This window comes from Pseudoalteromonas sp. CO348, assembly GCF_004208845.1.
Taxonomy (GTDB): domain Bacteria; phylum Pseudomonadota; class Gammaproteobacteria; order Enterobacterales; family Alteromonadaceae; genus Pseudoalteromonas; species Pseudoalteromonas maricaloris.
The window spans coordinates 24,799-44,445 of sequence record NZ_SGPI01000014.1 but is presented as its reverse complement, the minus strand read 5'-3'; the positions used below and the strand labels follow the sequence as shown (position 1 = coordinate 44,445).

The window sequence follows — 19,647 nt, the reverse complement described above, 5'->3', positions numbered from 1 at the left end:
AAGTCGTGATTTTTGAACTAATTATGTGATGAGAGAACATTGCTTTTATTATTGTTAGTTGGGTTAGCAGCAGTATAACCCCTAACCCTTTGCGTAAAAAATATTATTGTACCTTTTTCACCATTTCTTCAATATATTTGATGGCAATAAATGGATCTGTTTCATCAAACAGGTGAGACGCGTATTTCATGGTAATGGGCGTAACATTATCGCCAATTTCTTGCAGCTTTATTTGGGAGTCTTTTGAAGTTTGAGTATAAACATCAACATCAGCATAACTCATACCGGTAGAGCGGATAGTCACATGAGGGATCCCACGCGACAGTATCGTAACTGGCATTTTTCGGTTAATTTTGTACATCTCTGTATGGGCAGAAGCTTCTTCCAAATCTTCTAATGAATGAGTATCTCGCTCCCAGTTGATGATCCAATCCATTATCTTCCATGCTTCTTTGGACATCTTACTTTTCATATTGTGATACCAAGACTCATGAGCGATGTCGATAAGCACCATACCTTTTACTTTTTCAGGGTTTCGGTTGGCATAGGCTCTTGCAACAAAACCACCAAAAGAGTGAGGTACAAGTACCAAATTATCCATTTTAGTGGCTTGAGTGAATGCCTCAAGCTCTTGTGTAAGCTCCAACATAGTCCGTACTCGAGGCTTGGCAAAAGTGCTTTTTCCGGTGCCCGCTCTATCATAAAAACATAAGCGATAGCCTTTTGGATTTATGTTATGAATGGTGTTTTTGTAGGTTTCATGAGCATCAAGGCCCATTCCAGCAAGTAAAAGTGCCGTTGTTTCGCCCTCTCCTTTGCAAGCATAGGCAAGTTTATTGCCGTTTATTTCCACATATTGATAATCGTGTTCATGAACTGATTGGTTGGCGCTGGCCACTGAACTGTAAGCGACGAGTCCGAGTACTGCTGATGTTATTGTTTTCATTGTCCTTTCTCATTTTTAAGTTTTCCCAATAACATACTAAATTAGTTTACTCGATAAACGCAATAAGGTTTCAGAAACTTCTGAAACCTTATTAACTCAACGTATAAATGAAATAAGCTACATAACCCATAAACAAGATACCACCTTCTCGACGACTAAGCTTAACGTCTAAAATAAGCAAAGGCACACCGAGCAAAGCGATATAAATAATATTGATTGTCATCGATGCAAACCTTGCGTTTTGATGAAACGTTAGCTTAAAAAACCCGAGAGTAGAATTTACTACTCCTTGTTTACACTCACTTAATTCACGTTATAGCGCAACTAAACTAAGGGAAAGATTTGTCACTCTTGACGAGCAAAATAACTCATTAGACTGAGACTTTCTATTTGTGTCTAATGCGCGAAAATTAATTAACCTGAACTCGGGATAAAAAGTTAGTTAATCAACTAAAATATCCATGCTCAAAAGCGTAATATCGCTCTGGCCAGATGTTATGCCGAGTTCAGGTTAATTCTACCTATCACTCAGTGAGTAGCCGCCATTGATGGCGCACTGCAGGCTGAACTCTAACTTACGTTAAGGAACTTGAATGACCAAATTTACCTCTTCTGAGCAAGCACGTGAATGCTACAACGTGCGCCACTGGAGCCAAGGCTTCTTTGGTATTAATGATCAGGGAGAGGTTACTGCGATGCCGAACCAACAGCAGCCACAGCACGCCGTAACTCTGACAAACATTGCACAACAAATTAAATCTGAGGGTTATACCCTACCTGCGCTAGTGCGTTTTCCACAAATTCTAGAACAGCGCGTACATAATATTGTTGGTGCGTTTAATCAGGCGATTACTGATTACAGCTACCCAGAAGATTATTTATTGGTTTACCCAATTAAAGTAAACCAACAAAAAGAAGTCATTGAGGGGCTTATCGCAAGCCAAGCAACCAGCGATAAAAAACAGCTTGGCTTAGAAGCTGGCAGTAAAGCTGAGTTACTTACCGTATTGGCGCTCAGTGAAAAAACCAGCGCAGTGATCGTGTGTAATGGCTACAAAGACAGAGAATACGTCCGTCTTGCGCTTATCGGTGAAAAATTAGGCCATCAGGTTTATATCGTTTTAGAAAAGCGTTCTGAGCTCGACATCGTGATGGCAGAAGCCAAAGCACTCAACGTTAAACCTCGTTTAGGCTTACGCGTACGTTTGGCATCACAAGGTAAAGGAAAATGGCAAGCAAGCGGCGGCGAAAAGTCCAAATTTGGTCTGTCTGCATCGCAAGTCCTTACGGTTGTTAACCAATTAAAGCAAGCTGACATGCTAGACGCGCTGCAACTGGTGCACTTTCACTTAGGCTCGCAAATGGCCAATATTCGTGACGTGCGCGTTGGTGTGGGTGAAGCAGCTAGATTCTACTGCGAATTACGCCGTTTAGGTGCAAACCTGTTGAATTTAGACGTAGGTGGCGGACTTGCAGTGGATTACGATGGAACGCGTAGCCAGTCGTCCAACTCGATGAACTACAGCTTAGCTGAATATGCAAACAACATCGTTTACACCGTAGGCGATACCTGTAAGCAATACAATCAGCCAATGCCAAAGATCATCTCTGAGTCGGGTCGTGCGCTAACGGCGCATCACGCGGTATTAATTACCGATGTGATTGGCACCGAAAGCTATCAAGTAGAAGAGATAACTGCACCGGTAAGTGACGCCCCAAGACTGCTACACAATATGTGGACGTCTTGGCAGGCGCTCAACGAGCAGAGCGACGACCGCGCGTTGATTGAAATTTTTCATGATACGCAGGGCGACTTGGCAGAAGTACACAGCCAATTTGCGATGGGCCTATTAAGCCTTGAGCAAAGAGCTTGGGCGGAGCAAGTAAACCTGCGCGTATGTTATGAGCTAAACAAGCGTATGGATAACAAAAACCGTTTCCATCGCCCAATTATTGACGAACTCAGTGCTAAGCTTGCGGATAAATTCTTTGTGAATTTCTCGCTATTTCAATCTTTGCCAGACGCTTGGGGTATTGAACAGGTATTCCCTGTCCTGCCACTCAGCGGGTTAACAGAGGCGCCAAAGCGCCGCGCGGTATTACTGGATATTACCTGTGATTCTGACGGTACGGTGGAGCATTATGTGGATGGCCAAGGTATTGAAGCCACCCTACCAGTACCAGAGTTTTGCAAAGATAAACCCTATTTATTGGGATTTTTCTTGGTGGGTGCATACCAAGAGATTTTAGGTGACATGCACAACCTATTTGGCGACACCCACACCGTTGTAGCCACATTAGATGACCAGGGCGAATTGTCGCTTGGTAATGTTGATGCGGGCGACACCGTTGCCGATATGATGCGTTATGTACACCTTGATGTTGAACAATTTAAGCGTAACTTTGCCAACCTAGTTGAAAGCAAACTACCGCTTGAAGAACGAGCTACCTGCCTAGCAGAGCTTGAAACCGGCCTTGACGGCTATACTTATTTGGAAGATTTTTAACCCATGAGCCACTTATTCGATCACACCGATCATTCTCTGTACTCCAACGGCATGACGTTTTTACGTCAGCCAATGGTACGCAATATCACAGATATTGATGCAGACGTTGTGGTACTTGGCTTGCCATTTGACTTGGCAACCTCTGGACGCCCAGGCGCGCGCTTGGGTCCAGATGCAATACGTCGCGCATCCGTGCACTTAGCTTGGGAAAGTAAAAAATACCCTTGGTCATTTGCATTGTGGGACAAAATTAAACTTCAGGACGCTGGCGATTTCACTTACCCAGTTGGCGATCCTGAGTATTTTACTGCGCAACTCGAGCTAGCTGCTCTGCAAATTTTGCAGCAAGGCAAAACGCTATTAAGCCTAGGCGGCGATCACTTTGTGACCCTGCCACTGCTGCGTGCTCACCAGCAAATTCACGGTAAAATGGCGCTCGTACATTTTGATGCGCACACAGACACATACAGCCAAGGCTCACGCTATGATCACGGTACTATGTTCTATCATGCTCCGATTGAAGGCCTAATAAGCCCAGAGCATTCAATGCAAATTGGCATTAGAACCGAATACACAGAGCAAGGTCACGAGTTTGGCGTGATTGATGCTATGGCAGCAAATGACTTAAGTGCCGAAGAAATAGCAGCACAAATCAAAGCACGCGTTGGCGACTTGCCGGTGTACTTAACCTTTGATATCGACTGTCTAGACCCAGCATTCGCACCAGGCACCGGCACCCCAGTATGTGGCGGCCTAACCAGCGACAAAGTGCTGAAGATTTTACGCGCACTGCAAGGGCTAAACATGATAGGCATGGACGTAGTAGAAGTCTCCCCTTCCTACGACCAAAGCGAGCTCACTGCAATCGCCGCCGCCACCATTGCACACGAACTACTGCATCTGTGGGCTGTAAAGCATAAATAACCGGATGCGGGGTTAGATTAAGCCACCTTAACCAGGTGGCTTTTTTTGAGGTTTGGACAAGTGACTTTAGCGCCAAATTAACATTCGAAAAGCTTATCGCCGAATTCAATCTATTGTGCCGTGAGCGCTAAACTCAACTCTAACCGGAAGTATCAAACGTTGCGAATCTATAGAAAACGCTTTATTAACTGATTTTTACGGTGATCCTAAGCTCAGCAAACGGTCGCTTACCATCGCTTTCACCAGTTATTAAATCTTTACTACAGGCACTCAACAGCTTATTGATAAATTTAAGCCTTTCCGCTTTTACGTGCGACAGTTCTGCTCTAGACATGATTTTGTAAAACTGGTCAAATAAGTGCTCATCCATGTGTATAGGTCGAGGCATACAATTGGGGCTATATACCGCATCCAGAATCGCCCAAACCCTTAGAATAAAACAAGTCACGTGGACAAAGTCATCTTTCAGCGTTTCATCCGACGCCGAGTTATGTGCAATTTGTTTATTTCTAAAGTTGAGTAGTCTTGCTAATCTTGCGTCTCTTTTTTTTCCATTGACTTCAAACTGACTGTCAATAAATTCAATTTCCTCTAAAGAGACTTGTCCACTAGCTTGAATTTTTGATTTGCTCATAAACCAAATATTATACAACGAAAAATCTGCAGGCTTATGGTTGAACAATTTAGCAATCTCACTGCTCAATAAAAATGTTAGGCTTACATCAACCAAGCTTCGGAAATAGTTTTCAGAGGCTAAGAAATGGTCTGTAGTCAAACTTATGATCGCTTCCCATAGGGACATTGGTTCGATAATTTGTTGGATGATTTTCTCTATACCGCGAGGGTACAAACCTTTATTATAGTTAGGATCACCTAGTATTTGCTTGTAACCACGTATCTGTGAGCGAAACTCATCAGCATATTCAGGCGACGATATACAACATTCTTCAAGTAACTCGATCTGGCCTTCATAGTGCTCTTGGTTTGCAGCCCCATACATTAAGATATCAATAGCATTGTCATCTTTGATTATATTTTTGAAGTTTAGAACCGAGCAATTTTCTTTCAATTTTAACATAACCTAACCAAATCACGTAAGACTTACTGAACAAGCTTAAAACTGCAGGTCACGAATCAGCGAAAGCCTACTTTTCTTCGCCCCTTGTCTAGAAGCCAACAATAAAACTTGGTACCTTTAAGCCAGAATAAGACGCCATTGTACATAACATTAGTAAAAACCAAATAGTTCCTAAGGAAATAGCAACATAAATAGGAATTCTACTAACCGAATACCTATTCATAATCATTTTATTGACTGGTGATTGGCTACGGCCTCCAATTTTGGAGCGAACTATCGTGTTATAACGCTCTTGATCATTATGAAATAGTGAATATAGGTACCTTCTTTCTTCTGTTGAGTTATAAATATGATGCAGCATCTCCGTTTCTAATCGAGTTAAAGTTGCTTCCTAATACTCCTGCCAAAACTTTGCTCCAGCAGCCATACGAGATTGAAAAAATGAAGTTACCAAGCCAACGACACAAATCATGAAACTAACGATAGGCACAGAGTGGCTAGATTGAATTAGGCCCATGAAAATGACACCTTGAAAGATCATAAAAAAATTATTTCTTTGTACTAATTGCGTTATTTCAAAATTTCTACTTTCTAGCGCAATTTTGAACAAATGCTTCAAAGCTTTCTCATCACTATTCGTCGAAATATCTATAGGCTCACGATGTTGATAATTTATATTGGTTTGTGAGAAAAATTTAACACTCTTATTATCCATATCTGGATTATTCCTATTTTGATACCTGGCCTGAAAGACAGTTAACATCTTGGCATTTATGCGTAATCGCTAATGAGCTAGAGCGTGTCCTACACACCAAATTAGGCTGGTGTTTACCTTGAGAGCTTACTCTTGATGCAGTGACTTTTATTTTGAACCGTTCGTGACACAAAACAATACAGCTTGACCACCTTCTAAAATAACAACGTATTTACGTAAATTATTAAAGTCATTTTTTTCTTATTTGGCAAGGCTTTGATATCAGCCAAAAAGTAATATCACTAATAAATTGGGGCTACGAGTAAAGTCAGCCCGTCATCCTGACAGGTTTCGACGCCCATCCATGGGCTACGACATACTTTTCTTTGATGCCCAAAGAACAAGTATGCAAAAGAAAGGGCACTCCCAACATCACACTGACTCCTCAAGTAAATCGCCAATATGAACGTCACCGCTGTGTAAGGGCCATCCTTGGCCCTGTCACAGCTTTTCACGCATCCATGCGCTGAAATGACTCATTGGCAATTTACTTTCGGGTGTGATGAGGGAGATACAAGGTGCTGATAGATTCTTGTGGTGCTTGCAAACAACTATGTTGCTAATGGCTTTGTGAACAGCTAACAGGCGACTTATTCCCCCTCCATCACACCCGAAAAGTATAATCCGATATGCAATGTGCCGACAGGATGTCGGCCAAGTCTTGTCTGGCACAGAGACGTGCCTTACAAGACGGTTGCACTATATCGGCTTAGGATTTGAGGATTAAGTGTGATGCTAGGGCGACGTTTTCTTGGTTCGCTCGATCGCGTCGTTTCAAAAGAATGAACGAGAAGCGCATGGATGCGCTTTGATACCAATCAAAAAAGACAATTTCAAGTTAACGTATTTAGGTCGGTCTTGTAATTTATTTTGGTTTTTTTAAAGATTAAGCATGCCATCTCGCCAACAAAGCACTTGTACCAAGTATGGTCCAGTGATAATTTGCACATCACAAGGAATGAAAAGATAATCACTGTACGTTTTAAGCACCTTCAACACAGACTTGAGACCTGAATTCATATCGCCACTTTTTTTATTTGATAAGCAGTCATGGAATATAAAAAACCTAAAACACTATTCGAGCGTAGGCTTGATACGCCGGATCAAAACCTTTATCTCGTCTCCATTCAGGATGATGGAACTGTGTTATCTGCGTATGGTAGATATGCACACAATTCAGGCGCCAAAACCGTATCTTGGAATGAATTTCTTCAAGGGGATATGAATTCCCTCGTGGAAAAAACAATGGGAATTGCTGTACTAAACGAAGTGCTTGAAAAATTGCGAGCGCTGCAATCATGATAAGAAAATACACTGAGGATGACATAGATACCATACTTGAAATTTGGCTGAACGCATCCATTCAAGCACACGGGTTTATCTCAGCCGAGTTTTGGCAAGCTAATTTAGAAAATATGCGTAATATTTATCTCCCTGCTTCAGAGGTTTACGTCTACGAACTGAACTCCGACGTTGTCGGGTTTTACGCTGTACACCAAAACAGCTTAGCCGCCCTGTTTGTGAAACCAAAGCAACAGGGAAACGGCATAGGCAAACAATTGCTTACTCATGCAAAAAATCAAAGACCGATATTGACGCTTTGTGTATACAAAGAAAATCAAGCAAGCCATCAGTTTTACCTATCTCAAGGCTTCAGAGTTATCGCTGAAAAGAAAGACGAACATACAGGGTATCCAGAGTACGTGATGAGTACAAAGGTTTAGTAGGTCGAATAGCGCTTCGATTATTCAAACTTACTACACCATGATGATTATGTGCTGCTGGCAAACAGTCCAATGACTTACGTAAAACCTGAACACACAGGCAACACCACTTTCCCCCTCACATCAGAAAGGCATCACTTCTCGGCTGGTGAACCGCCTACAAAACTGTTTATATCCTCACTCAAATTGCGTTAACCACTCTTTTAACACACTATTTAGCAAGGTTTGCTGCTCTCTACTCATCCCTTCAACCAATTGGGCTTGAATGGCGATATGCGGTTCAATCAGCTCTTCAATCAGGGCGAGGCCTTCTGCTGTCAATTCAACGGTTACACTGCGGCGGTCTTCTTTACAATGCTCACGCTTAATAAGGCCTTTTGCCGCTAGCTTATCTAAACGGTTGGTCATCGCACCAGAGGTGAGTAGCATGGTTTTAAATAGCTCTGATGGGGTTAAGCGAAATGGTTTGCCGCTGCGGCGCAAGGTAGCTAACACATCAAATTCGCCCAAATTTAAGCCGTATTGCTTGTGCAGCTTTTCAACTTCGGCTTCCATATGTTTAGCTATGCGCACTAAGCGACCCATTATTGCCATGGGTATTGTTTCTAACTGTGGTTTTTCGCGAGCCCACTGCTCTTGTACTCTATCAATCGCATCCATCAATATTTGCCCCGACAACAAACTTTGTAAAGAAATATCTTAACATAAAGATACTTTACAAAAAGTATTTTTAGTAATACCTTACCGCAAAGTATCTCAACATAAAGATAGTTAATGTGAATATACTCCTTGCGATGATCCCTGCATTTTTATGGGGCACCACGTATGCGGTGACACAATACACCCTCGCGGACTGGCCGCCTCTTTTACTTGGCGCAATTAGAGCGCTTCCGGCTGGGCTTATTTTGCTGGCAGTTAAGCCGAGTTTGCCAAAAAAAGCAGACTGGAAAATACTATGCGGCCTTGGGGCGATTAATATCGCGGCCTTTTTTAGCATGATCTTCGTGATGTCGTTAACGCTACCATCTGCCATATCGAGCGTGGGCATGGTGTCTGTGCCAGTGTTCGCCATGCTTTATCATTGGTTGGTCAATAAGCAACGCCCGGGATTGGTGCAAGCATTATGCGGCGCGGCGCTTATTGTGTTGGCCTGGTTGCTATTTGATCCGAGTTCACTGAGTTTAAACCCTCTTGGTTTAGCGGCAATACTTGCGGCAATAACCTGTATCGTGATCGGCAGCTCAATCACTAAATCTCTTGGTGATCGCATGCATTGGTGGACAGTGTTAACTTGGCAACTCATTATTGGCGGCGTTATTCTCACGCTCGCATCAAGCGTTCACGGTGTGATCGCACCAGCTAAGTATATTGCAGCTTTTAACAATTTCTCGATGACCAATCTCATCGGCATATTATGGGTTGTGCTCCTGAACACCGCACTGGGTTATAGTTTGTACGTGTGGTTACTACAACGTATGTCTGTTGTGGACTTTACCTTTGGTGGTATTGCAAATCCGATTGCGGGTATTTTGACGGGGTTGGTGCTACTGGGCGAAACGTTCACGCCGCTTCAGTATAGTTTGATGGTTGGCATGATTGTAATGCCGCTATTACCGCAAATTATCGTCACTACCCTACGAAGCCGAGCTGTGCCTGCTAAGTGTGAGGTAAACTAATCAGTTGAGCGCATAGCAACTATGCGCTCATTCCCCCCAAATAGGGGAAACTAAAGTGCGAGTCGATAGATATATAGCGACTCGTCACTTGCTACGCCCAGATCATTGACACAGGACTCAACAAACTGACCGCCTATTTTTTCAATGATCCGCTGGCTCGCAATATTTGACTGTAAACTTTGAAACTCCACAGTTTTAATATCACTTACTTCTCGAAGTCTGGCAATAACCTGTTCAAGCACTAGACCGATTAAGCCGTGACCTCTTGCCTTTTCGCCAAGCCAATAGCCGATTTCGGCAGTTTGCGTTTGCGCATCCATATACTTGATCCCAAACACACCACAAAACTCGCAATTAAATTCAATAGCAGACCAAAGTCCGCCAACTTGGTTATTTATACGTGTGTCGATGTATCGCTCTGCATCAGCCTCAGTATGTAATGTCGCAACCCACGGCAACACGTTTTGTAAACTTGCTCGACTACTTTGTACGCAATCAAATAATGGCTTTGCATGCGTCAAAGCAAGGTTTTGTAGTTTGAGATTGGCAGAAATATCTAGTTGCACGGGATGTTCAGCTCCATTTACTCACCTCTATTCAAATACAGGTCTAAAGAAGCTGCGTTCATAGCTGATTATGCAACCGGTATCTTCTGCAAATTTAATTGCAGCCTGACACTGTGCATCTTGAAACGATTCATTGCGATACGTTTCATAGGCCGCCAAACTGGGAAAGGTGAATAATGCCAAGGCAATATTACTTGCACCTTCCGATGGTAAAAAGTAGCCATTATGCTGCCCACCAAAACGATTGACGAGTGGGATCCACATTTTGGCATATTCCTCAAAGTCAGCAATTTTTGCCGGATCAACAACATATTTTAAGTAGCAAGTAACCATACAACCTTTCCTTTTTGTTAAAAATACCAGTTTCACATTGCTCTACACACCGTTAGACAGTGTGCGAGCTTACTGTAAGCGTTAATAACATGAAGTTAAAGTGATATGGGACTATCTGTCTCGATTAAATGCTCAAACTCCTGTTTTGGTCTGAGCTCAAAACGCGCTGACAACTCGAATGACCGCTTCATTCTATCCACACGAAATACGCGAAAGTCCATCCGTAAATGATCCCAAGCAAATATGTACCAAACAGGCGTATTAAAATACAAATAATGGGGCTCTATGACTCTATGCGTCTCTCTTTTATTTTCATCTTCATAGCTTACTTCCAAGCATAACTTAGAGATGAAGGCCTGCTTCAGTGCGCTGCAAATTGGCACGTCTGATTGCTCATAGGACGCATGTACCGAGGGCGATGCAGAGCTGCCTATGAGTACCCGACTACGCAGATTCTCTATCTTTCGCTTTTGATCAGAACTTAACAGCGCCAACAATTTATATTTTATAGATTGCAAACTCTCCAAAAACAGCGGCGAATTTAGTCTATCTGACATTGCAAGGCTCAGTAATAAATCCACCGCCTCTTCTTCTGTTAAGCTGAGTTTCCCCACTCCCCAACTACGATGCAATCTAACACCACCTCCCTTACCTTTATCAGCATCGATGGGAAGCCCTCTGTCTCTCAAGATATTAATGTCTCGATATAAAGTTCGTGTTGATACGTGCAAAGCATGAGACAGGGCACGCACCGTTAAAAAATCTTCCGACTTTAACATGCTCTCGAGTTTATCAAGCCTTGCTAAATGACCTGATGAGGTGGTTCTTTTCATACTCTAAATGTGACACAAAATGGCAGCTATATAAGTAGACTAACATGACTAGCAATTAAGTGAACGAAACTTTCAGATCAAATTTTCCACAAATAGGAGATACATAATGACCATAACGACGAAACAAAGTAACGACCTTATTAAGTCCGACTCTGCGGGAATAAATGATTTTGATTTTGCAATTGGTTGCTGGAAAGTTACCCATCGACGACGTCACAATCTACTGGATAGCAACTCACCTTGGGTCGAATTTTCAGCGGAGTCAACAACTCGCAAAATCCTCGGCGGATGTGGGAATATAGAAGATAACCTGCTGCACTTTCCTGACGCCTCATTTCGAGCAGCGGCTATCCGCTCATTCAATCCCAACAGTAAGCTATGGTCTATTTGGTGGCTTGATGGCCGCTTTGCGGATCAAATCAGTGTTCCAGTCGTGGGGTTCTTTCAAAATCACATCGGCCTCTTTTACGCAGAGGAGTTACTTGGTGGCAGACTTACAAAAGTCAGGTTTAGATGGGATGCTACCACCCCGGACAAGCCAAAGTGGGAACAAGCTTTCTCGGTAGATGACGGTGAGACATGGGATATTAATTGGCTGATGAGCTTTACTCAAAACAACAAATAAATAACCTGAGCTGCGGATAATTAATGCCTTTCTAGCAGCCAGTTTTAGCGCTAACTGCGTTGAATTCACTCCAATAGCCAGCTATTGATGCGTAAATCCGCCTTGCCTACAGGATGTAGGTACCTTAGCGAGAGCAGGACGCGGAAGCGGTGTTTTCCCTAAAACTCTCTGGCTAGACAAGGAGAAAACTAAGTTGTGCTTTAGCAACAATGAGTTGGAACATTCCTTATCCAAACCTCAGGTTAAATACCAAATTCCGAGGGTGTCAGTGTCAATTCGCAATGGCATCCGAGCGACTTTCGAGTAGCAGATACCAACAACTGAGTGATCCGTTTTCACACGAGTGCCGGTTATTTTTAAACAAACTATCTACTCACCATAACTAGAGCCTCTACCTCTAGGCTAAAGCTACTGACAGTAACTGACACACCGAGAGAGTATTGTAGCTGCAACTTTTTAAAAAATGATGGAATTCCATGATGGTCACCGTTGATTCTTTGGTGTTATATGTAAGCGATATCAAGCTTAGCAAAGCGTTCTATAGACAGCTATTCCAATGTGAGACTGTAAAGCTTTCTCCAACTTTTGTTTCTATGAAGTGTGCAAACAACATCTCCATTGCACTTAAACAAAACACAGCCCTTACACCACCAAGTCGCATTACCGGGGGCGGTACTGAAATCTCTATTATGCAACCAAGCCAAAAGGCGTTTTTTGCTTTATACGATACATGGAAGTTACTAGATATTGAGTTTGCTCAGGCCCCGCAAGCCGAGGTATATGGCGATAGTTTTATCGTATTAGACCCAGATAAACATCGTATTCGCGTCTTTATTAATAAAAATAACGAGTAAACCAATTAAAGAAAGCAACCAAAAAACATGTTCTATATTAGCCCATCATCTTAAGCTGAGTTGTTTCGCTACCAGATTTGTAATTTTGTCTATACTTGTTTACTCATTTGTGAATTCTTCATTTAGTGTGAGGCCATAGCAACACCAACACTTGAAGAATTAACATCAGCGAAAATTGCGATAGAATCGTTCTGTCGCTCTCTATTGTTATGTGGTTGAACTGGGACTTCCCAGCCCAGTTTAGAAGTTTCAGGGAATAGCTGAAATAGGAGATAACAATGGCTGTTGCATATATTCAATCGATCGACATCACTGAGAACGGAAGAGTTCAAGTTAGCGGACAACTCTCTAGTACGAACTTAAATGTTTCACTGAATGAAATGATCCCTGTAGTTCCTCCCGCAGACGGGATTTGGAACTACGAGTTGACTGTTACACCTACCTCTATGATTGGCGCAGATATGCTCGTCCCATTTGTAGTTGATGCCCCTTGGATAGGTAATTCAGAAGCAAATGGTGCGAGAATCATTCAGCCAAGCAATGACCCTAACACACAGGATAAAGAGACCGTTCATCTTAAAGGTAAAACGGTCAAGACACTAACGCAAAAACAGGCAAATATGCTTTGGCTGAAAGGCGCTCACTATGACCGTTCTGCAAGCCAGTTAGTCATTGATGCAAGGTATGGTGGTGGTTGTTTTCAACACATATTTGCACTAGAGTGGGATGGCACTTCATTAGAAAGCTTTCCTCCTCAATATATGTTTAACTTAGTAGATATGAGTGAATATGATCCATGTAAAGCGCTCATCGATGTACAACTAAGATTTGACATCAGTACAATGGACTTTCAAGTTGACGAACCTTCTCGTCTGCATATCGGCACCCCCAGTTACGGTCGCACCTTGACGGTTGAGTTACAGTAAAAAAACAATTTGCAAAACGGTCGTTCACAGCGACCGTTATTCCGTACAATTAGGTGTCCATTGATTGCTTTTAACCACAAAGGACTTATTAGCTGTGGATTAAAACGTTTCATATCAGGGTCGTGCTTACTTGCATGATGGCAATAAAATAGTAAAACATGTCCCAATGCCCTCTTCACTCTCAACCAATAACTCTCCGCCATGCTCTTTGATTATATCGTAGCTAATGGAGAGCCCAAGTCCTGTGCCTTTACCGACAGGCTTAGTAGTAAAAAAGGGGTCAAATATCTTATCAATGATCTCCTTGGGGATCCCAACGCCACTGTCTTGCACACTGATCGCAACACTGCCATTTTCCAAATGCGTTGTTACTTTAATTTCTCCTTCACTCTCCAAAGCCTGCGCTGCATTGATGAGTAAGTTTGTCATTACTTGAATTAGCTTGCCTTGGTTCCCCAGCACTTGAGGGACTTCACCTAACTGAGTGATCACGTTAGCATGATACTTGAGCTTACTCTCCACCAGATTTAACGTTGTCTTTATGCAAGCATTAATATCGCAAGGTTGCAATTGAATAGTATCTGCTCTTGAAAACTGCTTGAGATCGTTCACAATCGCAGAAACTCTTTGCAGCCCAGTCATCGACTCATCAATAAGCTCTGTACAATCGCTATTAATAAAAGCAAAGTCTTTGTCTTGAACAAATTGATTGAACGCATTACGTTCGCCGGGTTCAAGTCCGAGCTGAACCGCACGCTTTGCAAGTTCGGCATAATCGCCATGATAGTGACGCATCACATCAAGGTTACTCATCACAAAACCGAGCGGATTATTTATTTCATGGGCAACTCCCGCAGCCAATTGACCCACAGAGGCCATTTTTTCTGAGTGAACAAGCTGTTGCTGCGCAGCTTCAAGCTCTCTATTCGTAGCCTCAAGCTGCTGATTTTTCTGATTCAGCTTTTCAGTTCTCTGTGCCACCAGTTCTTCTAAGTGTTTATTTAGCTCAATCAAATCATGTTTATATCGTTCTCGACGCTCATGCTCTTCGGCTAAAGTTTGTGATAGTTCATCAAACGCTAAAGACAGTTCTTGTAACTCATCTTTACTCTGAATTGGTTTCCATTTGAAATCAAATACGCCTTTTTTGACATTACGAGCGATAAATTTAGCTTGGCTCTTCAAGATATACAGATTGGTTGTGAGATATATACCGAGAAAATAAGAGAAAATAGCAACTAACGCCATTTCAAACAGCGCGATAGAAACCGTCCAGCGTTTTACTTCTGACATCGTTCGATTTATGGTGCCAATATCTATGCCTATCTGAATAGTGCCAAATAGTGTCCCTCCCTCAACAATATCAGCATGAATATCAAAAATACCGTCCGTGACTTTCGCAACTAACGTATCATCTTCAAATGTGCGCGTTTTAAAGCGCTCGTTTCCTGCAAAGGAAAGTGTTTGGCTTTCACCATCGATCACTTTAACGTAAAGGATATCTGGGTTGCTTAATAACTCATTGGTAAAAGCATCTAGCGTGGCTAAATCGTACGACAGCACGGCATCTTTGGTCGCGCTCGCAAACAAACGTGCAGTCGTGGTTGCGCGTTTATTCATGGCGTCATTTGCGGACTCCATCATAAAATCAATCACCACAAATATGAGCGCACTCAACAGCACCGCTTCAATAATAGCGGTGCCAATCATGGTTTTGAGTCTTAACGATAGCCTTTTCATTCAGTCGTGGCGCTTCTTAATCATCCCAGTACTATTTGCCAACCAAGGTTTCTAATTCTAATGCTTTTACGTCTTGCCAGTCCTCGTTCGACGCTGCCATAATGCCCTTGAAATTCACCGCTTCGAGTAGCCTCATTCCCTCTTCAGTCAGTTCAAGAGAGGTCAACGCCGCTACTAACCTTTGCCTTGCATCTTCTGGCATTGCTCTTTTTACAGCAAATGCATGTGGTGTATAACCTTTTGTCGTCCAGAGAATGTCGAGTTGTGATTTAATTTTAGGATCGGCGTTGTTGAAAGTACGCATGACACCGCCCCCCGCTTTGACAAATCCTCTCGACACGTTGAGATAAACGGAGTCATGGGAAGATACATATCTTGGCGTAAATTCAATACCTTGCTTCGCCAATTCCCCTCGGGGCAAAATGCTCGCAGCGAATGCAGCAGGAGCCGGAAAAGCAAGCGTTTCTCCTCGTAATTGCGATAAGTCAGTAATACCCGCTCCTTTTTTAACCACGATGATCCCTTTTATCATTTTATCTCTTTGCTTGGCGATAGCTTGATAACCTACCCGCTCATTAAATACAACAAAGTGATAGGGATTCATGTATGCCACATCATACTCTTGCTGCAGCACCCTGGCTTCAAAGGTTGGTATATCTTTAGCGGTTTTAAATGTGTAGTTATCTCCGGTTTTATCACTGAGATAATCGAGAATAGGTTGCCAATTTTTGGCTAACTTATTTGCAGACTGCTGCGGCACAAAGGCGAAGGTATAATCACCACTCAAACATAAAGCGGGAAATAAAATGAGACTCATCAGCAGGATTTTTATCATCACATCACCACCTAGTAATAAACACTTCTCGAATAAGGACTTAAGTTCCACAAAAGTATAGATCAATATTAAAAAACGGCTTATTTGCTCATTGATAAAAGTGCCTGTCCTTTATCTTTTTATCTTATGTCCTTATCTTTGTTGGCCTTGATATTTTGTAACGCGCTTGCCAGCCAAATGGTAAAATGGTGAACAATCGCCGAACTCTTGCGATAAGTCGTTTGCCTAAGCCAATAGCCATAGCCTGAAAATTCCTCCATTGTTGGGCTTTTACTTAACCACCCCTGTATTACTGCTGACTCTGCTAATACATCGCTCAATAGTGCCAGCCCTTGCCCGGCCACAGCCGCCTGCAAGACAAAGTGTTCTTGCTCAAAATAACGCAAGTCATAATGACTTTCGTCAATGTGCGCTTGCCAAGGAATATTTTCAAGCCCTGTTTCGTCTTGCCAATGGGTGAGAAATAGTACAGGTTTACCGTGGTCTGGCACCCGATAATTTGGACTAGCATAAAGCCCTATTTTCTCGGTAATAAGATGAGTTTCATTAGAATTTGGATCCGCTTTGCCATAACGCAGGGCGATATCAATATGTTTCTCTTTGTTTAAATCAATGAGTTGATCGCTCGCGCATATTGTGACGGTTTGGTTTGGGAAAGCATGATTAATGGCAGCCATATTCGGAGCAAGCCAAAGTGCAGCAAATGAATTACAACATGAAATAAGCAAATCGTTCTTTTGCTCAGTAAACTCAATAAACGCATTATCAAGCATATTGAGTGAATCAATACACACCTTTGCAAGTGCCTGTCCTTGTAATGTTAATTGCACCGCTCGCGTTTTTCGCTCAAAAAGCTGAACCCTTAACTGTGATTCCAGTGACTTTATCTGATGTGACACTGCCGTAGGCGTAACATTAAGTACCCCCGCCGCATCTTTAAAGCTCAAGTAGTGCGCAGCAACAGCAAAGGTTTTTATGTTATTCAAAGACGGTAAATGTGTGAACATAGCAAACCTATAAGTTAGTTTATCTCATCTATCTATGAATTCTCCTCAGTTGTCACATTGCTCACTTAAGCACAGAATAATGCACATAATACAACTGGAGATAAGCCATGAAAAACATTCTATATATAAGTTGCAGCGTAAGAAAGTACAGTGAGAACGAAACACAACACCAATCAATAAGCAGAATGTTGGGAGAGCAGTTTTTAAGTACTTTTAGTCAAACTACACATAAAGTAGAAATCACCCATCGCGACCTCTCCGTGAAACGTCCTGCATTCATCGATGAAGCATTTATAGCGGCTGCATTTGCAAAAGGAGTGTTGAGCGAAGAGCAACGCTTAGTACTCGCTGAGTCTGACGAAATTATCAAAGAAGTGACCAATGCCGATATTATCGTGATCGCAAGCCCTATGTATAACTACGGTATGCCTGCTGTGCTAAAGGCTTGGTTTGATATGGTGATCCGAGTAAATAAGACCTTCAGCTTTGATTTAGCACGAGGTGATAAACCACTTGAGCCAATTTTATCGGGTAAAACTCTCGTATTACTGGCATCTTGGGGAGAATTTGCATTTAAAAAAGGTGAGTCACAATATCATTTGAATCACCTAAGTAGCCATATCGAGCAGTTGGCTCCATATTTAGGTGCTGAAGAATTTTATGAAATCGCATCTGAGTATCAAGAGTTTGGCGACGACAGGCATAAGCAATCTAAAGCGCTTGCAATTGAAGAAATCAACAACCTCGTACATATGCTCAGCAATCAAAATAGCTAAAAGAAATGGCCTACTTAACGATAAACTGTTAAGTAGGCAAAAACATAATCTTAATACGCCGTGTCTAAATTCGCGACGACTTGCATAGATACAAAATTATCAAATTTACTATCGTCTCTAAGATCATTATTCCATTTTTCGTCCAATAACGCCGAAAAAGACTTATTATCAACCGCTTGACCTTCATAGCCATATAAATAGATAGATAATACTTCAAGGTCTACTTGACCTTCTGGCTCAGGGAAGACTTCTCCGAATGACAGATCAGGGATTTCTCCACGGATACCACCTTCTATGTCCCAATCAAACCTAGTTTCAGCCGCATCGTCAACGAGAAAACTAAATCCCCAACGCGCGCGTGCTAAGCGCTCGTCGGTTGAGGAGAAATCATAATTAGTATCTGAACTATTGGATGCTGCGAGCAAATCATCAAATAGATTAGGCGAAATTTCAGGTAATTGCGTGAGCATATAATTGCCATCATTCTCAACTGAATTTTGCGCACGGATGTAAAAGTTGATGTCAACGCTGTTGACCGAAGTACTTTCAGTAATATACTGGTTTAAGAAATTAACATCAGTAAGAGTTGGAAAAATATACATAGGATCTGCAGACTGACCGCTAACGGCATTACCGAAAACATATCGCTTTTGACTCTTTAGATAACCTCGAGTAGACATAAATTCCGCATTAGTCCAAGAAATAGGCTCAATTGCCAAACCATCATAAACAAAGTCGCTGTTACTTAGTTTAATGGTATTACTGTCTGTGGGAACTTCAATAATGGCTGCTTTACCAAGATTAATAAAGGGAGCGGTTGCAGTAATATATAGCTCAGTTATATCAGGGCAAATTGTTACCGAGTCACGTAAGAAAGTGCTAGAACCATATCGAATACTAGCATTGGCATAATCTCCGGTTAACTCAGATTTATCTATATTGTATACTGAACAGCCACAATTTTCGCTGTAATTCTGGAAGTAAAAGTTTCCGAGGTTTTTTCTCTGTGAGATATCTAATTCTGTATATATCTGTTTAAACTCTTCTAGGTCTCTGTCTTTCACATCACCTATTACAGATAGATGCATCGTGCCTTTAGGCAACTCACCATTAAACGTACCACTGCTATTTGTTTTTGCAGTACCGACGGGTTTACCATTGGCATCATGAAAAACAATATCTGTGCTAATACCTGTATCCTTCCCGCACTGGTGCTGGTAAGTGTTAAGTGAAATCGTTTGAGTAGCTGGCTTTGTACCTCCGCCAATCTTCCCTGTATCATTCGATGACGAATCGCCACATGCTGACAGAGTTAGTGTTAAAAATGATGATAGTAAAGTGAGCTTATAGTTTTTCATGTAATGTCCATTTTCAGTTTTACCTAAAATTATCACAAAAAAAACCTCTGTGTATCAACAAAAAATTCTCTCTTGTGGCAAAACATAACAACTCCTTATCAACGACACTTAATTGTCAAACCAGCGTTGGGAAAAAGCCTCACTCATAGCCAAACATAGTAACTTTGCTGGTATTTCGGATAATT

General features: G+C 42.1%; 21 protein-coding genes. 9 read left to right on the top strand and 12 right to left on the bottom strand.

Annotated features, from left to right (window positions below; genetic code table 11):
- Positions 1–103 precede the first annotated feature (103 nt).
- Positions 104–946 (bottom strand): alpha/beta fold hydrolase, encoded by an 843-nt coding sequence (locus EXT48_RS06060; protein WP_130163872.1) that lies wholly within the window; start codon positions 944–946, stop codon positions 104–106.
- Positions 947–1,037: 91 nt separating this feature from the next.
- Positions 1,038–1,169 carry a hypothetical protein gene (locus EXT48_RS24000; protein WP_275446621.1) on the bottom strand — a complete coding sequence of 44 codons (132 nt, stop codon included), beginning with the start codon at positions 1,167–1,169 and terminating at the stop codon, positions 1,038–1,040.
- A 370-nt stretch (positions 1,170–1,539) separates the two neighbouring features.
- Here EXT48_RS24000 and speA point away from each other — a divergent pair, with 370 nt between their 5' ends.
- Both speA and speB read left to right on the top strand, forming a co-directional pair.
- Positions 1,540–3,453 (top strand): biosynthetic arginine decarboxylase, encoded by a 1,914-nt coding sequence (speA, locus tag EXT48_RS06050; protein WP_130163871.1) that lies wholly within the window; start codon positions 1,540–1,542, stop codon positions 3,451–3,453.
- 3 nt (positions 3,454–3,456) lie between these two features.
- Positions 3,457–4,377 carry an agmatinase gene (speB, locus tag EXT48_RS06045; protein WP_010604538.1) on the top strand — a complete coding sequence of 307 codons (921 nt, stop codon included), beginning with the start codon at positions 3,457–3,459 and terminating at the stop codon, positions 4,375–4,377.
- Between the two features lie 184 nt (positions 4,378–4,561).
- Here the strand turns inward: speB and EXT48_RS06040 are convergent, their stop codons facing one another.
- Positions 4,562–5,455, bottom strand: coding sequence for a hypothetical protein (locus EXT48_RS06040; protein WP_017219511.1), 894 nt, complete (start codon positions 5,453–5,455; stop codon positions 4,562–4,564).
- 391 nt (positions 5,456–5,846) lie between these two features.
- A complete protein-coding gene (locus EXT48_RS06035; RefSeq protein WP_130163870.1) occupies positions 5,847–6,170 on the bottom strand; it encodes a hypothetical protein in 324 nt (107 codons plus the stop codon).
- 1,089 nt (positions 6,171–7,259) lie between these two features.
- Here EXT48_RS06035 and EXT48_RS06030 point away from each other — a divergent pair.
- Complete coding sequence (locus EXT48_RS06030) at positions 7,260–7,511, top strand: hypothetical protein (protein ID WP_130163869.1); 252 nt, start codon at positions 7,260–7,262, stop codon at positions 7,509–7,511.
- Positions 7,508–7,933: an N-acetyltransferase gene (locus EXT48_RS06025; RefSeq protein ID WP_130163868.1), complete on the top strand. Its 426-nt coding sequence runs from the start codon at positions 7,508–7,510 to the stop codon at positions 7,931–7,933. The genes EXT48_RS06030 and EXT48_RS06025 overlap by 4 nt, the downstream gene beginning before the upstream one ends.
- Before the next feature lie 177 nt (positions 7,934–8,110).
- Here the strand turns inward: EXT48_RS06025 and EXT48_RS06020 are convergent, their stop codons facing one another.
- Complete coding sequence (locus EXT48_RS06020; protein WP_130163867.1) at positions 8,111–8,593, bottom strand: MarR family winged helix-turn-helix transcriptional regulator; 483 nt, start codon at positions 8,591–8,593, stop codon at positions 8,111–8,113.
- 116 nt (positions 8,594–8,709) lie between these two features.
- Between EXT48_RS06020 and EXT48_RS06015 the strand changes: the two genes are divergently transcribed.
- Entirely contained in the window at positions 8,710–9,609 is a 900-nt protein-coding gene (locus EXT48_RS06015; protein ID WP_205992058.1) for a DMT family transporter, read from the top strand.
- A 50-nt stretch (positions 9,610–9,659) separates the two neighbouring features.
- Here the strand turns inward: EXT48_RS06015 and EXT48_RS06010 are convergent, their stop codons facing one another.
- From EXT48_RS06010 to EXT48_RS06000, 3 genes are all read right to left on the bottom strand, one after another.
- Complete coding sequence (locus tag EXT48_RS06010) at positions 9,660–10,175, bottom strand: GNAT family N-acetyltransferase (RefSeq protein WP_130163866.1); 516 nt, start codon at positions 10,173–10,175, stop codon at positions 9,660–9,662.
- Between the two features lie 27 nt (positions 10,176–10,202).
- Positions 10,203–10,508: an NIPSNAP family protein gene (locus EXT48_RS06005; RefSeq protein WP_010604531.1), complete on the bottom strand. Its 306-nt coding sequence runs from the start codon at positions 10,506–10,508 to the stop codon at positions 10,203–10,205.
- Positions 10,509–10,603: 95 nt separating this feature from the next.
- Complete coding sequence (locus tag EXT48_RS06000) at positions 10,604–11,341, bottom strand: YafY family protein (RefSeq protein ID WP_130163865.1); 738 nt, start codon at positions 11,339–11,341, stop codon at positions 10,604–10,606.
- 106 nt (positions 11,342–11,447) lie between these two features.
- Between EXT48_RS06000 and EXT48_RS05995 the strand changes: the two genes are divergently transcribed.
- The 3 genes from EXT48_RS05995 to EXT48_RS05985 all read left to right on the top strand — a co-directional run bounded on the left by EXT48_RS05995 (position 11,448) and on the right by EXT48_RS05985 (position 13,746).
- The gene (locus EXT48_RS05995; protein WP_130163864.1) at positions 11,448–11,966 is read left to right on the top strand and encodes a DUF1579 domain-containing protein; all 519 of its coding nucleotides are present in this window, start codon (positions 11,448–11,450) and stop codon (positions 11,964–11,966) included.
- Between the two features lie 476 nt (positions 11,967–12,442).
- Positions 12,443–12,820 carry a VOC family protein gene (locus tag EXT48_RS05990; RefSeq protein WP_240703355.1) on the top strand — a complete coding sequence of 126 codons (378 nt, stop codon included), beginning with the start codon at positions 12,443–12,445 and terminating at the stop codon, positions 12,818–12,820.
- Between the two features lie 278 nt (positions 12,821–13,098).
- On the top strand, positions 13,099–13,746 hold the full coding sequence (locus EXT48_RS05985; protein WP_017219287.1) for a hypothetical protein: 648 nt from the start codon (positions 13,099–13,101) through the stop codon (positions 13,744–13,746).
- A 126-nt stretch (positions 13,747–13,872) separates the two neighbouring features.
- Here EXT48_RS05985 and EXT48_RS05980 read toward each other — a convergent pair whose 3' ends face one another.
- The 3 genes from EXT48_RS05980 to EXT48_RS05970 form a co-directional block, all read right to left on the bottom strand.
- Positions 13,873–15,486, bottom strand: coding sequence for a sensor histidine kinase (locus EXT48_RS05980; protein WP_240703354.1), 1,614 nt, complete (start codon positions 15,484–15,486; stop codon positions 13,873–13,875).
- A gap of 31 nt (positions 15,487–15,517) precedes the next feature.
- Positions 15,518–16,321 (bottom strand): phosphate/phosphite/phosphonate ABC transporter substrate-binding protein, encoded by an 804-nt coding sequence (locus EXT48_RS05975; RefSeq protein ID WP_045988714.1) that lies wholly within the window; start codon positions 16,319–16,321, stop codon positions 15,518–15,520.
- A gap of 119 nt (positions 16,322–16,440) precedes the next feature.
- A complete protein-coding gene (locus tag EXT48_RS05970) occupies positions 16,441–17,328 on the bottom strand; it encodes a LysR family transcriptional regulator (RefSeq protein WP_130163863.1) in 888 nt (295 codons plus the stop codon).
- A gap of 107 nt (positions 17,329–17,435) precedes the next feature.
- On the opposite strand from EXT48_RS05970, the gene EXT48_RS05965 reads away from it, so the two are divergent.
- Entirely contained in the window at positions 17,436–18,104 is a 669-nt protein-coding gene (locus tag EXT48_RS05965; RefSeq protein WP_130163862.1) for an FMN-dependent NADH-azoreductase, read from the top strand.
- 50 nt (positions 18,105–18,154) lie between these two features.
- On the opposite strand, the gene EXT48_RS05960 is transcribed toward EXT48_RS05965, so the two are convergent.
- Positions 18,155–19,462, bottom strand: coding sequence for a hypothetical protein (locus EXT48_RS05960; RefSeq protein WP_130163861.1), 1,308 nt, complete (start codon positions 19,460–19,462; stop codon positions 18,155–18,157).
- Positions 19,463–19,647 lie beyond the last annotated feature (185 nt).

Excerpts from the sequence above, each read along its gene's own strand:
- EXT48_RS05975 (WP_045988714.1), bottom strand. The coding sequence starts at position 16,321 with ATGATAAAAATCCTGCTGATGAGTCTCATTTTATTTCCCGCTTTATGT.
- EXT48_RS05990 (WP_240703355.1), top strand. The coding sequence starts at position 12,443 with ATGATGGTCACCGTTGATTCTTTGGTGTTATATGTAAGCGATATCAAG.
- speA (WP_130163871.1), top strand. The coding sequence starts at position 1,540 with ATGACCAAATTTACCTCTTCTGAGCAAGCACGTGAATGCTACAACGTG.
- EXT48_RS06005 (WP_010604531.1), bottom strand. The coding sequence starts at position 10,508 with ATGGTTACTTGCTACTTAAAATATGTTGTTGATCCGGCAAAAATTGCT.
- EXT48_RS05985 (WP_017219287.1), top strand. The coding sequence starts at position 13,099 with ATGGCTGTTGCATATATTCAATCGATCGACATCACTGAGAACGGAAGA.
- EXT48_RS06040 (WP_017219511.1), bottom strand. The coding sequence starts at position 5,455 with ATGTTAAAATTGAAAGAAAATTGCTCGGTTCTAAACTTCAAAAATATA.
- EXT48_RS06030 (WP_130163869.1), top strand. The coding sequence starts at position 7,260 with ATGGAATATAAAAAACCTAAAACACTATTCGAGCGTAGGCTTGATACG.
- EXT48_RS06025 (WP_130163868.1), top strand. The coding sequence starts at position 7,508 with ATGATAAGAAAATACACTGAGGATGACATAGATACCATACTTGAAATT.
- EXT48_RS05995 (WP_130163864.1), top strand. The coding sequence starts at position 11,448 with ATGACCATAACGACGAAACAAAGTAACGACCTTATTAAGTCCGACTCT.
- speB (WP_010604538.1), top strand. The coding sequence starts at position 3,457 with ATGAGCCACTTATTCGATCACACCGATCATTCTCTGTACTCCAACGGC.
- EXT48_RS05965 (WP_130163862.1), top strand. The coding sequence starts at position 17,436 with ATGAAAAACATTCTATATATAAGTTGCAGCGTAAGAAAGTACAGTGAG.
- EXT48_RS05980 (WP_240703354.1), bottom strand. The coding sequence starts at position 15,486 with ATGAAAAGGCTATCGTTAAGACTCAAAACCATGATTGGCACCGCTATT.
- EXT48_RS05970 (WP_130163863.1), bottom strand. The coding sequence starts at position 17,328 with ATGTTCACACATTTACCGTCTTTGAATAACATAAAAACCTTTGCTGTT.
- EXT48_RS24000 (WP_275446621.1), bottom strand. The coding sequence starts at position 1,169 with ATGACAATCAATATTATTTATATCGCTTTGCTCGGTGTGCCTTTGCTT.
- EXT48_RS06035 (WP_130163870.1), bottom strand. The coding sequence starts at position 6,170 with ATGGATAATAAGAGTGTTAAATTTTTCTCACAAACCAATATAAATTAT.
- EXT48_RS05960 (WP_130163861.1), bottom strand. The coding sequence starts at position 19,462 with ATGAAAAACTATAAGCTCACTTTACTATCATCATTTTTAACACTAACT.
- EXT48_RS06020 (WP_130163867.1), bottom strand. The coding sequence starts at position 8,593 with ATGGATGCGATTGATAGAGTACAAGAGCAGTGGGCTCGCGAAAAACCA.
- EXT48_RS06000 (WP_130163865.1), bottom strand. The coding sequence starts at position 11,341 with ATGAAAAGAACCACCTCATCAGGTCATTTAGCAAGGCTTGATAAACTC.
- EXT48_RS06060 (WP_130163872.1), bottom strand. The coding sequence starts at position 946 with ATGAAAACAATAACATCAGCAGTACTCGGACTCGTCGCTTACAGTTCA.